This window comes from Arthrobacter sp. Y3221114 (assembly GCF_059092625.1).
Map to the genome: position 1 here is coordinate 349233 of NZ_JBNHHW010000001.1, position 16147 is coordinate 365379.

15 protein-coding genes are annotated in these 16147 nt (G+C 70.3%); 5 read left to right on the plus strand and 10 right to left on the minus strand.

Annotated features, from left to right (window positions below; all coding sequences use genetic code 11):
* Window positions 1-81: 81 nt before the first annotated feature.
* Both AC5RV3_RS01640 and AC5RV3_RS01645 read right to left on the minus strand, forming a co-directional pair.
* A complete protein-coding gene (locus AC5RV3_RS01640; RefSeq protein WP_494120662.1) occupies window positions 82-2193 on the minus strand; it encodes an acyl-CoA dehydrogenase family protein in 2112 nt (703 codons plus the stop codon).
* On the minus strand, window positions 2150-3040 hold the full coding sequence (locus AC5RV3_RS01645; RefSeq protein WP_494120663.1) for a TetR/AcrR family transcriptional regulator: 891 nt from the start codon (window positions 3038-3040) through the stop codon (window positions 2150-2152). The genes AC5RV3_RS01640 and AC5RV3_RS01645 overlap by 44 nt, the downstream gene beginning before the upstream one ends.
* An 80-nt stretch (window positions 3041-3120) precedes the next feature.
* Here AC5RV3_RS01645 and AC5RV3_RS01650 point away from each other — a divergent pair, with 80 nt between their 5' ends.
* From AC5RV3_RS01650 to AC5RV3_RS01660, 3 genes are read left to right on the plus strand one after another with little or no spacing between them, the layout of a single operon-like run.
* Window positions 3121-4458 (plus strand): acetyl-CoA C-acetyltransferase, encoded by a 1338-nt coding sequence (locus AC5RV3_RS01650; RefSeq protein WP_494120664.1) that lies wholly within the window; start codon window positions 3121-3123, stop codon window positions 4456-4458.
* Entirely contained in the window at window positions 4458-5798 is a 1341-nt protein-coding gene (locus AC5RV3_RS01655) for a 3-oxoacyl-ACP reductase (protein ID WP_494120665.1), read from the plus strand. The genes AC5RV3_RS01650 and AC5RV3_RS01655 overlap by 1 nt, the downstream gene beginning before the upstream one ends.
* Window positions 5795-6691, plus strand: a complete 897-nt coding sequence (locus tag AC5RV3_RS01660) for a MaoC family dehydratase (RefSeq protein ID WP_494112700.1) — start codon at window positions 5795-5797, stop codon at window positions 6689-6691. The genes AC5RV3_RS01655 and AC5RV3_RS01660 overlap by 4 nt, the downstream gene beginning before the upstream one ends.
* Before the next feature lie 21 nt (window positions 6692-6712).
* Here AC5RV3_RS01660 and AC5RV3_RS01665 read toward each other — a convergent pair whose 3' ends face one another.
* Together AC5RV3_RS01665 and AC5RV3_RS01670 are read right to left on the minus strand one after the other, a co-directional pair.
* Complete coding sequence (locus AC5RV3_RS01665) at window positions 6713-7930, minus strand: RNA polymerase sigma factor (RefSeq protein ID WP_494121006.1); 1218 nt, start codon at window positions 7928-7930, stop codon at window positions 6713-6715.
* 50 nt (window positions 7931-7980) lie between these two features.
* Complete coding sequence (locus AC5RV3_RS01670) at window positions 7981-8424, minus strand: YciI family protein (RefSeq protein WP_494112699.1); 444 nt, start codon at window positions 8422-8424, stop codon at window positions 7981-7983.
* 154 nt (window positions 8425-8578) lie between these two features.
* On the opposite strand from AC5RV3_RS01670, the gene AC5RV3_RS01675 reads away from it, so the two are divergent.
* Window positions 8579-9808 carry a kynureninase gene (locus AC5RV3_RS01675; RefSeq protein ID WP_494120666.1) on the plus strand — a complete coding sequence of 410 codons (1230 nt, stop codon included), beginning with the start codon at window positions 8579-8581 and terminating at the stop codon, window positions 9806-9808.
* Here AC5RV3_RS01675 and AC5RV3_RS01680 read toward each other — a convergent pair.
* The 5 genes from AC5RV3_RS01680 to AC5RV3_RS01700 all read right to left on the minus strand — a co-directional run bounded on the left by AC5RV3_RS01680 (window position 9805) and on the right by AC5RV3_RS01700 (window position 14892).
* Window positions 9805-10317 (minus strand): GNAT family N-acetyltransferase, encoded by a 513-nt coding sequence (locus AC5RV3_RS01680; protein ID WP_494120667.1) that lies wholly within the window; start codon window positions 10315-10317, stop codon window positions 9805-9807. The two genes, AC5RV3_RS01675 and AC5RV3_RS01680, sit on opposite strands and share 4 nt — an antisense overlap.
* Before the next feature lie 54 nt (window positions 10318-10371).
* Window positions 10372-11604, minus strand: coding sequence for a D-inositol-3-phosphate glycosyltransferase (gene mshA, locus AC5RV3_RS01685; protein ID WP_494120668.1), 1233 nt, complete (start codon window positions 11602-11604; stop codon window positions 10372-10374).
* Between the two features lie 117 nt (window positions 11605-11721).
* Window positions 11722-12981 (minus strand): FAD-dependent oxidoreductase, encoded by a 1260-nt coding sequence (locus tag AC5RV3_RS01690; protein ID WP_494120669.1) that lies wholly within the window; start codon window positions 12979-12981, stop codon window positions 11722-11724.
* Window positions 12974-13699, minus strand: a complete 726-nt coding sequence (locus tag AC5RV3_RS01695) for a class I SAM-dependent methyltransferase (protein WP_494120670.1) — start codon at window positions 13697-13699, stop codon at window positions 12974-12976. The genes AC5RV3_RS01690 and AC5RV3_RS01695 overlap by 8 nt, the downstream gene beginning before the upstream one ends.
* 17 nt (window positions 13700-13716) lie before the next feature.
* On the minus strand, window positions 13717-14892 hold the full coding sequence (locus AC5RV3_RS01700) for a type III polyketide synthase (RefSeq protein WP_494120671.1): 1176 nt from the start codon (window positions 14890-14892) through the stop codon (window positions 13717-13719).
* Between the two features lie 131 nt (window positions 14893-15023).
* Here AC5RV3_RS01700 and AC5RV3_RS01705 point away from each other — a divergent pair, with 131 nt between their 5' ends.
* Entirely contained in the window at window positions 15024-15530 is a 507-nt protein-coding gene (locus AC5RV3_RS01705; RefSeq protein WP_494120672.1) for a hypothetical protein, read from the plus strand.
* A gap of 65 nt (window positions 15531-15595) precedes the next feature.
* Here the strand turns inward: AC5RV3_RS01705 and AC5RV3_RS01710 are convergent, their stop codons facing one another.
* Window positions 15596-16147 carry a flavin reductase family protein gene (locus AC5RV3_RS01710; RefSeq protein ID WP_494120673.1) on the minus strand — a complete coding sequence of 184 codons (552 nt, stop codon included), beginning with the start codon at window positions 16145-16147 and terminating at the stop codon, window positions 15596-15598.

Sequence of the window (16147 nt, forward strand, 5' to 3'; positions counted from 1 at the left end):
CCGGGCTTCATCGGCTGTCGACGGCGGTGGGCCCGCCGTGGCGACACGGATCGCCCCGGCTTGGACCCCGCCGTCGTTCTCCTAGCTGTTTGCCGGCAGCTTCCGGCGGTTCCGGGCGAGCTTTTCGGCGGCTTTCCGGCGGGCGACGAGCACCTTCTCGTCCACCGGGGCATCGCCGCTGGCCCGCCGCGACCGGGCATAGGCCATGGCTTCGGCCTGGCGTTCCTGCTCGGCGCCGGTGGCAATCTTCGCGCGCAGATGCTCGGGCCCATAGCCGAAGGCGTCCACCAGGTCGCGGGCGTGCGGGCGCAGCCGGGACAGCAGGCGGTTGATGTACCCGCCCAAAATGCGGGCGCGCTGGGTGGAGAGCCGGCCGTACGTGAGATACCAGCCCAGGTTCTTCTCCACCAGCGACAGGCCGAACAGGTCCCGCAGCCAGGTCAGCACGCGGCGCGTGCCGTCGTCGTCGATCTGCGCGAGTGCGGCGGTGAAGGCTTCCCACTGCAGCAGTTCCGCATGTGCGCGGGCGGCCTCGATCAGCTCATGCTGGTGTTCGTTGAACAGCGCCGCGGCCTCCGCTTGCGGCAGCCTGGTGGCATTGCGGAGCGCGCCGCCGATGCCGGCGACCATGGTAGAGACCCGGTCGGTGAGCAGCTGTCGCTGTGACTCCGCATCCTTGAGGTAGTTGGCGCTCTTGCGCTCCGAACCGGTGTCCGCGAAGGTCTGGGCGACCTGGCGCAGGCCGGTGCGGTGGAAGGTGGCGTCGGCCGCCTGGTGGGCAACCCACCGGGCCATCACGCCGAAGTCCGCGTGGCGGAATTCCCTGGCGTAATCCGCCAGCAGCCGCTTGGCAACCAGTTGCAGCAGCACCGTGTTGTCGCCTTCGAAGGTTGCGTAGATGTCCAGGTCGGCGCGCAGTGCCGCGAAGCGGTTTTCGGCCAGGAAACCCGCCCCGCCGGTGGCCTCGCGGCACTCCTGCAGCGTGTCCAGCGCGTGCCAGGTGCTGAGCGACTTCAGGGCGGCAGCCAGGGTTTCCAGGTCCTGCCGGTCCTCGTCGGTGTCATGGGCGCCTGAGAAGACGTCGTCGAACTTCTCCAGCAGTTGTTCGTGCGCGAAGGACGCCGCGTAGGTGGTGGCCAGCCGGGGCAACAGGCGCCGCTGGTGACGCTGGTAGTCCAGCAATACCTCTTCGGTGGTGTCGGAGGACGCGTTGAACTGCCGGCGTTCGGTGCCATAGCGCACGGCGATGGCCAGGGCTACCTTGCTGGCGGCCACGGCGGCGCCGTCCAGCGAAACGCGGCCCTGCACCAGGGTGCCGAGCATGGTGAAGAAGCGGCGTCCCGGGCTGGCGATGGGGGAGGAGTAGGTGCCGTCCCCGGCCACGTCGCCATACCTGTTCAGCAGGTTGGTGCGCGGGACGCGGACGTGGTCGAAGTGCAGCCGGCCGTTGTCGATGCCGTTGAGGCCGCCCTTGTAGCCGTCGTCTTCGCCGCCGATTCCGGGCAGGAAGTTGTGGTGTTCGTCCCTGATGGGCACATAGAACGCGTGGACGCCGTGATCGACGCCCTGGGTGATGAGGTGGGCGAACACCACGGCGGCCAGGCCGTCGTTGGCGGCGTTGCCCAGGTAGTCCTTCCATGCGGCCCGGAAAGGCGTGTGGATGACGAATTCCTCCGTGGCTGGATCGTAGGTGGCGGTGGTGGCGATGCTGGCCACGTCGGATCCGTGGCCGGTTTCGGTCATGGCGAAGGCGCCGGGAGTCTTCAGGCTCATGATGTCCGGCAGCCACCGGTCATGATGTTCCCGCGTGCCTAGGTGCAGCACCGCCGCGCCGAACAGGCCCCATTGCACACCGGCCTTGATCTGCAGCGAGGGGTCGGCGGTGACGAGTTCCTCGAAACCGGCCACGTTGCCGCCGTGGTTGTCTTCGCCGCCGAGCCGTGCGGGGAAGGCCCGGTGCACGGCGCCCGTGTCCACCAGGTACTTCAGCTGTCCGGAGACCCGCTGCCGGTGCTCCTCCATCGTCAGGCCGTCGATGCGGTGGAGTTCCGGGCGGCCGGCCAGGTCACGGGCCGCCTGGCGAATGTCGGCCCAGCGGCCCAGCAAGAGCCGGCCGAGTTCGGCCACATCAACGGCGGCTCCGTCGTCTTCAACCGGTTCCGGGGTCTCCAGGGCGGGCGGCGTATACGTCATCGGATGTTCCTTCGGTCGTCAGGTGTGAGTCGGGTGGCCGGGCGGCCGGGTGCAGGGCAGGTTCATTCCTTGCCGGTGGTCGTGTCGGTCCGGCCGGGTGGCCGGAGCCCGCTGCGGGGGCGCTGTGGCCCGGGGCGACGCCGCCCAGCAGCCATTGGGTGAGCAGGCCCGTCATCAGCTCGCGGCTCGGTTTGGTCTCGTCGTCGGGGGCCGCCAGCCAGCATTCCCCGGCGGCCCGCACCATGCCGATGGCGGCGCGGGGCCAGTAGGATGCGGCCGCCAGTTCCGCGGCACTGCCCGCTGCCGCGGCCAGATGGCCGCGCAGGGGCGCCTCGATCATGGCGGTGACGTTGGCGAAAAAGTCGTGGAGGACGGCCGAACTTCCGTCCTCGGGTGCGGCGCCCGGCCGGGCCTCCTCAGCGCCGGGCTGCTGCGCAACCGGTGGCTCGGACGGTGCGTTGCGGGTGACGAACGCGTACACGTGCGGCGAGGATTCGGCCATCTGCAGGTAGACAGAAACCATGGCGTGGAGGCCTTCCCGGGCCGTAGTCGCGGTCGCGGCGGCCTCCTGGAGCCGGGCCTGCATCCGGCCGATCACCACCTCGCCCATGGCCTGCTGCAGCCCCGCCTTGTCGCCGAAGTAGCGGTAGAAGACGGGCTTGGACGTCCCGGCCGCTGCCGCGATCTCCTCCATGGAAGCATCGGGGCCAAGCCGGTGCACCGCGTGGCGCGCGGCCCGGATCAGCTCCCGGCGGCGTTCCGCCCGGTGACGGTCCCAGCGGGCGGAGCGGCCGTCCGCCGGCGTCGCCGGATTCGAGGCGGCCTGGCGGCCTGTGGCGGTGTTCACGTAACTCAGCGTATCAGGTACGCTTGGTTACGGTAACTGTCGTTGTTCCGCTCCGCACCCAAACCACGAGGAGAGCCCACATGGCCACTTCACCTGACGCCACCGGCACCCGCTCCGCCAACGGACTGCGCAGGGCAGTAGTCGTCGGCGGCAACCGCATCCCCTTTGCCCGCGCGAACGGAGCCTACACGCAGGCAAGCAACCAGGACATGCTCACCGCGGCCTTGGACGGGCTGGTGGCACGGTTCGGGCTGCAGGACGAGCGCATCGGCGAGGTGGCCGCCGGCGCAGTCCTCAAGCACTCGCGCGACTTCAACCTCGCCCGCGAGGCGGTGCTCGGTTCCGCGCTTTCGCCCGAAACGCCGGCCTACGACCTGCAGCAGGCGTGCGCCACCGGTTTGGAAACCGTGATGGGCCTGACCAACAAGATCAAACTGGGGCAAATCGACTCCGCCATCGCCGGCGGCGTGGACTCTGCCTCCGACGCACCGATCGCGGTCAGCGAAGGACTCCGGGCGGTACTCCTGGAACTGAACCGCGCCAGGAGCATGCAGCAGAAGCTGACCGCCCTCGCCAAGTTGCGTCCCAAGGACCTGGCGCCCAACGCGCCGGGCACGGCCGAGCCGCGGACCGGGCTGTCGATGGGCGAGCACCAGGCGCTGACCACCGCCGCCTGGAACATCACCCGGGACGCGCAGGACGAACTCGCCCTGGCCAGCCACCAGAACCTGGCGGCAGCCTACGAGCGCGGGTTCTTCGATGACCTCATGACGCCCTACCGCGGCCTGGCCAAGGACTCCAACCTGCGCGCCGACACCACCCTGGAGAAGCTGGGCAAGCTGCAGCCGGTGTTTGGCAAGAACCTCGGCGCCGAGGCAACCATGACGGCCGGCAACTCCACGCCGCTGACCGACGGCGCCTCCGCCGTGCTGCTGAGCTCCGAAGAGTACGCCCGGAGCAATGACCTGCCGGTGCTGGCAGAGGTGGTGGACTCCGAAGCCGCGGCCGTGGATTTTGTGCACGGCAAGGAAGGACTGCTGATGGCGCCGGCCTATGCCGTGCCCCGGCTGCTGGCCCGGCAGGCCCTGACCTTCGCCGACTTCGATTTCTTCGAGATCCACGAGGCCTTCGCCGGAACCGTGCTGTGCCACTTGGCGGCGTGGGAAAGCGAGGAGTTCTGCCGCAACAAGCTCGGCCTCGAAAAGCCCCTGGGCGCCATCGACCGCACCCGCCTCAACATCAACGGCTCCTCGCTGGCCACCGGCCACCCGTTTGCGGCGACCGGCGGGCGCCTGGTGGCCAGCCTGGCCAAGATGCTGCGCGAGAAGGCCGACGCCGAGTCCCGCACCACCCGCGGCCTGATTTCCGTCTGCGCCGCGGGCGGCATGGGCGTCGTCGCCATCCTGGAGGCGAACTGATGACCGATCGGTACCTGGATTTGGTTAACGCCGGACCGGTGAAGAGCCTGGCGAAGAAGCTGGGGCTGCCGCAGCCTGCCGTCCTGCGGCGCTACCGCCCCGGTGCCCCGTTGCTGCCCGGACCTGTCCTGGTGCTCGGTGCGGGCGCCGGCGCGGACACTGTGGCCAAGGAAATGCTCGGGTGGGACCTGGACGTGCGCCGGCATGCGGCACCGAAGGAACGCCTCGGCGGCATCGTGCTGGTGCTCGACGAGCTGGCAGCGCCCGAGGACCTTTCGGGGCCGATGCTCGACGCCGGCGCCAGCTTGCGGGATCTGGCGCCGGGCGGCCGCGTCATCACCGTCTCTCGCCCTGCCGACGGCGCCACCCGGCCTGCGCAGGCCGCCGCCCGCCAAGCCGTGGACGGGGCGTTGCGGTCGCTGGCGCATGAGCTGCGCGGCGGTGCCACCGCCAATGGCATCCTCCTCGGGGAAGGCGTGGAAGCCGGTGCGCCGGCCGTCCTCGGGCCCCTGCGTTTCCTGCTCTCGGCCAGGAGCGCCTACGTCAACGGCCAGTTCCTGCTGGTTGGCGCCGACGAGGGCTTGCTCCCCGCGGATCCCGACCGTCCGCTGGCCGGCAAGGTCGCCGTCGTCACCGGCGCCGCGCGCGGCATTGGCGCCGCCATCGCCGAGACCCTGCACCGCGACGGCGCACAGCTCATCGTCGTCGATGTCACCGCGGCCGGGGAACAGCTGGCGCAGGTCGCGAACCGGGTGGGCGGCACCGCCCTGCAGCTGGACATCACCGCGGCCGATGCCGGCGCGAAGATCGCCGCCCACGCCGTGGAGCGGCACCACGGGCTGGACATCGTGATCCACAACGCCGGCATCACCCGGGACAAACTGCTGGCCAACATGGATCAGGCCAAATGGGACTCCGTGATCGGAGTCAACCTCTCGTCCCAGCTGAGGATGAACGGGCAGCTGCTGGCCTCCGGTGCCTTCCGCGGGCGGCCGCGCGTGGTTTCGCTGGCCTCTGTCAGCGGCATTGCAGGCAACCGCGGGCAGACCAATTACGCTGCGTCCAAGGCAGGAATCATCGGCATGGTCCGGGCATCGGCTACCGAACTCGCAGAGGCCGGCGGCAGCATCAACGCCGTCGCGCCGGGCTTTATCGAGACGGACATGACCGCCCGGATGCCGTTCGTGACCCGGGAAGTGGCACGCCGGCTCTCCTCGCTGCAACAGGGCGGACAGCCGCGCGACGTCGCCGAGGCCGTCTCCTTCCTGGCCAGCGATGCTGCGGGCGGCATCAACGGGCAGACCCTGCGGGTCTGCGGGCAAAGCATGGTCGGCGCATGAACGAGGTGATCCTGGGGGAGATGCCCACGCTCTCGCGCCTCTACCTGACGGCCGCGTCGACTGCCGCACGGCACAAGCTGGGCGTCGGCCAGCACGCCGAGGAGGTCCCGCCGGTACGGCATACCCTGGACGGCGTGCAGATCACCCCCGAGCGGATCAGCGGGTTCCAGCAGCTGGTCCACGGCACCGTCCGGGACACCTTGCCCTCCGTGTTCCTGCACTCGGTCGCGTTCCCCGTGGCCATGAGCGTGATGACGCGGCCGGACTTTCCGCTGCCGCTGCTCGGCATGGTCCACCTGGCCAACCGGGTGCGGCATTTGCGGCCGGTCCACTTCGCCGAGCCCCTGACGGTGACCGCCTGGGCCGAGGGCCTCCGCGGCCACCACGCGGGTACGCAGGTCGAACTGCATACCCGGATCGAGGCCGGCGGCGACGCCGTGTGGGAAGGCATCTCGGACTACCTGGCCAAGGCGGTCTACCTGCCCGGGCTGGACAAGGCAGCCCGGCCGGAACGCGTCGATTTCACGCCGCCGCAGCCGACGGCCCGCTGGCGGCTCGGGCCGGAGGCCGGGCGCGAGTACGCGGGGGTCTCCGGTGACTTCAACCCGATCCACCTGAGCGCGGTATCCGCCAAGATGCTGGGGCTCAAGCGGTCCATCGCCCACGGCATGTACCTGGCGTCCCGGGTCCTGACCAGTGTGGAAGCAACGGCCAGCGAACCCTTCAGCTGGCGCATCGACTTCGCGGCTCCGGTCTTCCTGCCCGCCACGGTGGCCGTCAGGATCCATGACACGGAACGCGACGGTTCGTGGGAGGCTTCCGAGTTCACCGGCTGGGGGGAGCGCAGCCACCGGCTGCACTTCACCGGCAGCGTTCATACACTCGCCGGCTGACCGGCGCCTGGCCGGACCGGGTCAGGCGGTGGCGGCCCGGCGTTCGAGTACCTCCCGTTCGCGCTCATTCTTCGCCAGGGCGGCCGCGGCGGCGAACTCGGTGCGGGCCTCGTCGGCCCGGCCGAGCCGGGCCAGCAGCTCGCCGCGGACGCTGGGGAGCAGGTGGGAGCCGCTCAGGGCGCCCGCCGAGACCAGGCGGTCCACGATGGCCAGGGCCGTGGCGGGCCCGGTGGCCATGGACACGGCCACAGCACGGTTGAGCTCCACCACAGGGCTCGGCGCCACCCGCCCAAGCGCCTCGTAGAGCAGCACGATCTGAGCCCAGTCGGTGTCGGCGACGCTTGGTGCGGCCGCATGGCATTCGGCGATGGCTGCCTGCAGTGCGTAGCTGCCCCGGCCCCGGCCCAGCGCGTCGGCACTGGCCAGTGCGGCGCGGCCGCGTTCGATCTGGGCGCGGTCCCAGCGCGTCCGGTCCTGGTCGGCGAGCAAGACCGGACTGCCGTCGGACCGGGTGCGGGCGCCGAAACGCGAGGCCTGGAACTCCATCAGGGCCACCAGCGCGTGCGCTTCGGGCTCCCGGGGCACCAGCGAAACCAGGACGCGTCCGATGCGCAGGGCTTCACCGGCCAGGTCGGGCCGGATCCAGCGGTCCCCGGAGGTCGCCGCGTACCCTTCCGTGAACAGGAGGTAGACCACCCGCAGGACGCCGCCCAGCCGCGGGCCCCACTCATTCGGTTCGGGAACTTCGAAGGGCACCTTCGCCGCAGCCAGGGTCTTCTTGGCCCGGACGATGCGCTGTTGCACCGTGGCGACCGGAATCACGAAGAGCCGGCCGATCTCCTCGGCGGACAGGCCGGCGACGACCCGCAGCGTCAGGCACACCTGCGCTTCCCGCGAGAGCACCGGGTGGCAGGCGGTGAAGACGAGCCGGAGCACGTCGTCGGGTACGGGGTCCCAGTCCACGCCTTCTGCGTCCCGCAGCCCGCGGGCCAGCACCTGGTAACGGTCCTCCAGGCGTTCGGCCCGCCGCCACGCGTCGATCGCCCGGCGCCTGGCCACGGTGGTCAGCCACGCCGCCGGGTTGCGGGGGACCCCGGTGTGCGGCCACTGGACCAGCGCGTCGGCCACGGCTTCCTGCGCGACGTCCTCGGCAAAGCCGACATCCCCGGTGGCACGGGCCAGGGCGGCGACAATCCGGGCGCCTTCGATCCGCCACAACGCATCGATCCGGCGCCGGATTGCCGCTTGGGCTTCGGGCCCCGTCCCCCCGGGCTCCTGCGCCCCGGCGGTCAGGCGTTCTCCGAGCGGAGCTTCGCCTCTTCCTCGCGCCACCCTTCTTCCTTCCGGATGTACTCATTGTCGGCAAAATCCGCGAAATCGGCGGCCTCGGTCACGCGGCGGACCTCAAGCTTCGAGCCCGGTCCCAGCGGGCAGCGGCTGGCCCACTCCGCGGCTTCCTCCTTGGACGCCACCTGGACGATCCAGAAACCGTTGAACAGCTCGTGCGTCTCGCCGTACGGGCCATCGGTCACAATCGGCGGTTCCTCCGAGAAGTCCACGACGAATCCGCTGCCGTCGGAAAGATCCGCCAGGCCTTCTCCGGCCAGCATGACGCCGGCGTTGATCATCGCCTCGTTGTAGGCGCCCATCTTGTTGATCATTTCTTCGAACGGCATGGATTTGGACGCCTCAAGGGCTTCATCCGTGGACCGCATGATGAACATGTACTTCATGGCTTTCTCCTTCTCGGAACGAGGACGCGGGCATGCGCCTTCTACTATGCCGTCGAACGGCGGGGGTGGATATCGACAGGCCCGGAAAACTTTTTCCGGAATCTTCGCGCCGCGGTTCGGCGGGCCCGCGGCCCGCCGCCTCTATGCTTGCCGTATGACCAACGACGATCAGTTGCGTGACCGCGCCCGGATGCTCGACGCCGCAGACCCGCTGGCCGGATACCGTACCCGGTTCGTGGGCCACGACGACGGCTCCGTCGTGGCCTACCTGGACGGCAATTCGCTGGGCCGGCCGCTGGCCGCCAGCGTCGAGCGGGTCCGGGAGGTCATGACGCGGCAGTGGGGCGGCCGGCTGATCCGTGCCTGGGACGAGGCCTGGCTCCAGTTGCCGGAGCAGATCGGCGACGAGCTGGGACGGGTCGTGCTGGGAGCCGCCCCGGGTCAATGCGTGGTGGCGGACTCCACCACGGTGCTGCTGTACAAACTGGCCCGCGCCGCGATCGCCGCCCGCCCGGACCGCCGGCGCATCCTGGTGGACCGGGACAATTTCCCCTCCGACCGCTTCATCGTGGAAGGCATCGCCGCCGAGTGCGGGCTGGAGCTGGACTGGCTCAAGCCCCCGCACGCCGGGGGAGTGACGGCCGAAGCGGTCAGGGCAGCCGTCGGGCCCGACACTGCGCTCGTCCTGCTCAGCCACGTGGCCTACCGTTCCGGCTATGTTGCGGACATCCCGGCCATCACCGCCGCGGCGCACGACGCCGGTGCCCTGGTTTTGTGGGATCTGTGCCATTCCGCCGGGGTGCTGCCCGTCGAACTGGACGGCTGGGGCGTTGACCTGGCCGCCGGCTGCAGCTACAAGTACCTCAACGGCGGGCCCGGCGCCCCGGCCTGGGCCTACGTGCGGACCGAGCACCAGCACCTCAGCCAGCCAATCCAGGGCTGGCTGGGCAGTGCCAAACCCTTCGAGATGGGTCAGGGGTATCAACCGGCCGGCGGCATCCGCCGGTTCACGTCCGGAACTCCGCCGATCATCGGCATGACCGCCCTGCAGGACATGGTCGCCCTGATCGACGAGGCCGGGCTGGCAGCGGTCCGGGAAAAGTCGATCGCCCTGACCGGGTTTGCCGTCGAGGCCGTGCAGGAGGCGTTGGACGGGTTCGGCGTCGCCATCGCCTCGCCGCTCGATCCGGCCGAACGCGGCGGACACGTCACCATCGACCACCCGGACTTTAAGCAGATCACCGGCAGGCTCTGGGAGCAGGGCGTGATACCGGACTTCCGCGAGCCCGACGGCCTCCGGCTGGGGCTCTCGCCGCTGTCCACCAGCTTCCAGGAAGTGTGGCGCGGCATCGCCGCCATTCGCGCCGAGCTGGAACGGATCTAACCGCCCCGCCTGACCATCCGGATCTCGTGCAGGCCCTCCCACAGGCCGGTCAGCGGCTCGCGGCGCCCGTCCGGACTGAATCGGTTCTTGCGGTAAAACGCCTGCGCGCGCGGGTTGTCCTCGAGGACCCAGAGCAGCGCCGGCCCGCCACCGATCGCTGTCTCCAGCAGCCGCTTCCCGAGCCCGGTCCCGTGGGCCTCCGCCAGCACATAGAGCATTTGCAGTTCGTGCGGCACTCCGGCGTCGGCGTCGTCGTCCTGCACGGGGCCGCCGCCCGAACAGCCGATGATCCGCCCGCCGGGATCTTCGGCGACCCACAGCTCCGCCCCCGCCGCCAGCCCGCGCGTCCACCAGTCGATCTGCTGCTCCCGCCGGGCCGCTTCGGCGGCGAAGAAGCTCTCGGGACGCTGGGATGCGTAGGTTTCCCGCCAGGCGGCGAGCTTCATGTCGAGCGTGGCGGGGATGTCGCCGCGGGTGGCGCGGCGGATGCGGAAATCGTGAAGTGGCACCCATGAATCCTAGCCGTGCGGCCCGATCCCGTGTCCCGCCGGCCCCGGCAGGCCTCAGCGGCGGAAGTGGTCGACCGCCAGCTGGTAGCTGTGCGCCGTCAGCGCGGCGGTCTGCTCCCAGCCGAAGGACGAGGCGTGCACCGCCGCATTTGTGCCCAGGCGTTGGCGGAACTCCGGATAGTCATGCAGCTCGCGGAAGGCACCCGCCCACCGGGCCGGGTCGTGCCCATCCACCAGCAGGCCGGTGAGCCCGTGGCTGACCGCCACCGGCAGCCCGCCCACGTTGGTGGCGACGACGGGCGTACCGCACGCCTGCGCTTCCAGGGCGACCAAGCCGAAGGATTCGCTGAAGGACGGCACCGCGACCACATCGGCGCTGCGGAAGGTGGCCGCCAGTTCGCGCGGCTCCACCGGCGGCGAGAGCGACACCATGTCATCCAGCCCCAGTCCCCTGGCCAGCGCCGGCAGGTCCAGCCCCGCCGCTCCGCTGATCTCGCCGATGATGGACACCCGCAGCCGGATGTCGGGCCGCTGGCGGCGCAGTTCGGCCGCGGCGGCCAGCAACACCTGCGGCCCTTTCAGCACCTGGAGGCGGCCGGCGAAGACCAGGTGGAAGGTATCCGGACCGATTCCCGCCGCCTCCCGGTCCGCGCGCCGGCCGTCGGGGCGGAAGGTGTGCAGGTCGACGCCGGGCGGGATCACGTCAACCGTCCCCTCGTCCGCGCCGTAGAGATCGACCAACTCGGCCGCCTCGGTCAGGGTATTGGCGATCAGCCGGCCGGATCCGGAGGCTATGGCTTGTTCCCCGCGGATCCGGGAGTCCGGTTCTGGCGGTTCCCCGGGCTGCAGGTGCAGGTTCTTGACCAGTCCCATCGTGTGCATCGAATGCACCAGCGGAATGTGCCAGTCGTGTTGCAGCCGCAGCCCCACTGCACCCGAGAGCCAATAGTGGGAGTGCAGCACGTCGTACCGTGCGCCGTCCTGCTGCGTGAACTGCCGCAGCGAGGCCTCCAGCGCGTCCAGCCGCTGCGGCAGGTCTTCCTTTGCCACCGTGTCGGCCGGGGCCCCGTCGAGGTGGATCACGCGGACGCCGGCGCGGGGATGTTCCACGGGTTCCTGCCCGTCATGCAGGGAGCGGGTGAAAACGTCGACGGCGGTGCCCAGCGCCGCCTGTTCCCGCGCCAGGGCGCGCACATAGACGTTCATGCCGCCGGCATCGCCTCCCCCGGGGAGGGCCAGCGGCGAGGTATGCAGCGACAGCACGGCGATGCGGTCCGCGCCGACCATGCCCACCTCCATACCGTGTCAGCCGGGACGTCTCCGGCTTGGGGAAATCGACGTGCTGCCGAATTTGTCTAGAGCCACTTTAGCCGTCCGGATAAGCCGCAGCCGCTTGATGACGGATCAGTGCATGGTGAAGCGGCTGGCCACCGTGTCCTGCACGCCGGGCACCCGGGTGAGCGCGCTGAACAGGCGGTTGCGGGCGGCGAGCACCGGCGCCGGCAGCGGCCGGCCCAAGGCCATGTTCAGGTGCGCCTGCCAGATGGCGGTGTTGGCCGCCCGCCGCCGGTCCGCCTCGAACCTGCGCAGCGCCGTGCCGGTCGCTTCGCCCGCCAGGGCTGCGGTCACGATCGGAGCCAAGGCGGCCGCGTCCAGCCAGCCCAGGTTCATGCCCTGCCCGCCGATCGGACTGACTTGGTGTGCTGCGTCGCCGATCAGCGCGATGCGCCCGGCTATCAGCCGCCGCGGCATCCGGGAGCTGACGGAGAAGGCGCTGAGCATGGAGCAGCTGCCGGGGTCCGGCCCGGTGCCGGTCCGCCGCGCGACCAGGGAGGCGAGGCCGCCCGCGGTAGGGTGGCTGACCACGCCGGGCATCCTGGCCACCCAGCGCCGGGTACCGCCGGGGAGCGGAAAGGATTCGACGATTCCGCCCGCCTCCAGATAGAGCACGGCGGTGCTGCCGTCGACGGTGGTGTCGGCGAAGTCTCCCATCAGGTAGGCGTCGGGATACACCCGGGTCCGCACCCCGACGCCGAGTTGATGGCGCAAGGCCGAATATGCGCCGTCGGCCGCCACCACGAGCCTGGCCCGCACCGTGGCCGCACCCGCCGCCGGGTCCGGTCCCGCGCCCGCGCGACGCGCCGGCGCCGTGCCTGCACCCGCTGCCGGGTCCGGTCCGGCGCCCACGCGACAGGACAACGTCACGGCAGCCCCGTCGTCGTGCGCCGCCTCCACCGCCACCGCGCGCCGCAGGGCGCCGGGACGCAGCGCCTCCAGCTGTTCTTCCAGCAGCCGTTCGGTGATGACCTGCGGCACGGCCAGCACATAGGGATGCGCGTCGGGAATGGCATCAAACGACAACGACGCTACTTCCCGGCCGCGGCTGCGGGCCACCCCCCGGCGGATGCGGACGCCGGCCGCCAACAGCTTTGGGCCCACGCCGGCGTCGTCGAGCACGGCCAGGGCCGGCGGATGGATCCCGATCGCCCGGGAGTGGCTGCTGCGGGCCCGGCGCCGCTCCAGGACCGCCACGTCCACTCCGCGCCGGGCCAGCAGGATGCCCATTAACAGTCCCACCGGGCCGCCGCCGACCACGGCGACATCGAGCACGCGGTCCGCAATCGCTTCGTCGGGCCGGCTCCGGGGGAGCGCCGCTTCAGGCATTGGTCTCATGGATCAACAGCTGCCGGAAGCGTGAATCAGGCAGCACCCGCCAGCCGGGCGGGACGGCGGCGCGCAACTCGTCCGGGGTGTAGCTGCGGCGGATGGAGGTCAGGCCGTCCCGCCGGATGAAGGACCGGTGAAAAAACGGCAGCGTCCCGGCGGCGAACAGCACGTACGCCGTCCGGCTGCGGATGATGTCGCTGTGCACTGCGAGGGTGCGGGACAACCGCTGCGAGTCGGCCAGCAACCCGGCCAGCTCGGGGGCGGTCAGGTGGTGGAGCAAGTGGTTGGACACCACGGCGTCGAAGCTGCGTCCTTCGGCGACCAGCTCCGAACTGAAGGCCTGCCGGAACTCCAGGCCGGGCGACTGCGGCCGGGACACGGCAAAGGCATGCGCGCGCGGGTCGGGATCGATGGCCGTGATCCGCAGGTCCAGGCCGTCCCGGGCCGCCAAGCGGGCGAGCAGCCGGGGAACGTCGCCGCCGCCGGAGCCGATATCCAGCAGGGTGGGGGCCTCGATGCCGGCCAGGCGCGGGCGAAGCAGGCGCCGGTAGATGCCGTGCCAACCGGACACCGCCCGGTTGATCAGCGGAAACTGGGCATAGGTGCGCCGCAGCATGGCGGGATCGCAGTCCGGCCTGTCCATTTCCTCCACGGCGTCCGTGGCGCGGCGGGCCAGGAACGTTGAAGCATTGCGTGCCGATGGGCGTGCGGCCACGGCGGTCCGTTCCCGCCCTACACCGCCGCTGCCGCGGGGACCTGGCGGGTCTGGAGGGTCGCGGCCGGCACGGTCTTGGTGAACAGCCCGGTTTCCACTGTCAGGCCCGGGCCGAACGCCATCGAGCAGATCCGCTCCTCGGCGGACCCGGCCGGCTGTTCCAGGATGTGCTTGAGCACAAACATCACGGTGGCGCTGGACATGTTCCCGTACCGCCGCAGCGTTTCCCGGGCCGGCACGAGCTGTTCCCCGGTCAGCTCCAGCTTGGCCTCGACCTTGTCCAGAATGCTGCGGCCGCCCGGGTGGATCGCCCAGTGTTCAATGTCGCGGTACGGTTTGGCGGCCAGGGCCTGTTCACGGGCCAAGAGGGGTTCAAGGGCGCCGACGATGTGATCGTCGATGATGTGCGGCACATAGGTCCCCAGGACCATTTCGAAGCCTTCGTCGCCGATGTTCCAGGCCATGGATTCCTCGCCAACCGGGGTCAGGACGGTTTCGAAGTGGTCCAGCCGGATGGCCGGTCCGGTCTCTGCCAGGCCGCGCGCGGTGATGATCGCGGCCGCCGCCCCGTCCGCGAACAGCGAGGACCCCACGATGGTGTCCGGGTCGTTGGACGTACGCACGTGCAGGGTGCAGAGTTCGGCCGATACCACCATCACCACGGCGTCCGGATCCGCGTCGCAGAACGACTTGGCCGCGCGCAGGGCCGGGAACGCCGCGTAGCAGCCCATGAAGCCAAGGTGGTAGCGCTGGACGGCAGGATTGAGCCCGAGTGCGCGCACGATCTTGTAGTCCGGGCCGGGGTTGAAGAAGCCGGTGCAGGAGACGGTGATGAGATGCGTGATGTCCGCCGGGCCGATCCCCTCGCAGGAGGCCAGCGCCTTGCCGGCGGCCTCGATGAACAGCGGGGTAGCCTTGTCCGCGAAAACGTCGTTCCGCACCTTGGTGCTCGGCGAGAGCAGCCGCCGGGAATCGGCGTCGAAAAACACCGGGTTGTCCGTTCGCCTGGCCATCGTGAGTTCGTCGACGGCGGTGTACCGGGTGTCGATGCCTGACTGGTCGAACGATGTGGTCACCAGGCGCTGCCCCAGGCGCGTCAAGCCCGGCTGCGTGGAAAACACGTCCCGCACCTCCGACTGGATCAAGATGGTATCCGGAACAGCGGTTTCGAGGGACCTCAGCGTGACCGTCATAGTCCATTCATAGAGCAGGCAGCTGGGTAAGACAATGGACCGGCGGCCGGACTCCCGGCTGAACCGCAACGTCGGGCGGACGCGTCTTACCGGGTGATGGGCCATGCCTGGAACACAAGGAGCGGATCCCGGTGGAGTACGAAATCAATTCCCTGCCGCTGCACGTGCTCCTGGTCCACGCCACCGTCGTGTTCGTTCCGCTCGCCGCGCTGTGCGTTGCGCTCACCCTGCTCTGGCCGGCGGCGCGGCGCCGCCTGGGGATTGCCACGCCGCTGATCGCCCTGCTGGCGCTGGTACTGGTGCCGGTCACCCAGCAGGCCGGTCATTGGTTGTTCCTGAGGATCGACCAGACGCCGCAGGCCGTCGAACACATGCGGTTGGGCGACATGATGCTGCCCTGGGTGGCCGGCCTTTTCGCCGCGGCGCTGGGGCTTTGGTTGTGGTTCCGCTACGGAACGGCGGCGGACGCCTCCTCGCGGCGCAAGCTAGGCGTGGGGCACCGCATCATCGCGGCGGTGGTCTCCGTTGCCGTGCTGGCCGTGTGTGCCGGCGCCACGGTGGCGGTGGTGCTGACCGGTGAATCCGGATCGCGGGCCGTCTGGGAAGGCGCCTATTCCGAGCCCCCGGCGCTGCCCTAGCCCGGCGCGGCCGCGGCCGTGGCTCTGGCCTGACCCGCTCCCGCTCTCACGGGGTCGGCCTCCTCCTACCGGCCCAGGCGCTGGTAGGAGGAGGCGAAGTGGATGAGCGGATCGGCGCTTTCCGAACCGGCAGCGTCCCGGCCCATGGCCAGCACCTCGCCCACGATCAGCAGGTGGGTGGCCGCCGGGTGCACCGCCGTTGTCCTCAGCTCAAACCACGCCGGGGCTCCGCCGATCACCGCGGCACCGGTGGCAGGGCCGCGCCGGTACGGCACCTGGTTGAGCAGGCCTTCCACCGGATTGCCCGGGCTCGCCAACCAGTTCGCCGTGCCCTGGTGCTGCGATGCCAGCAGGCTCAGGGCCCAGGTCCCCGAGCTGGCCACGGCGTCGCAAATCCTCGACTCCTCGAAGAGGCTGACCAGCATGGTGGGCGGATCGTAGGACACCGAGAGATAACCGCTGACGGTCGCCGCGTAGTCCCGGTTCCGCCATCGTGTCGACACCACCGCCACACCGGCAGCAATGTCGGCGCTCAGGGTGCGGTACAGGTCGATGTCCCGCTGGACCACCGCACCCTGCTGGATGGGATGGGCCGCCAGTTCTCCGTCCAGTTCCAT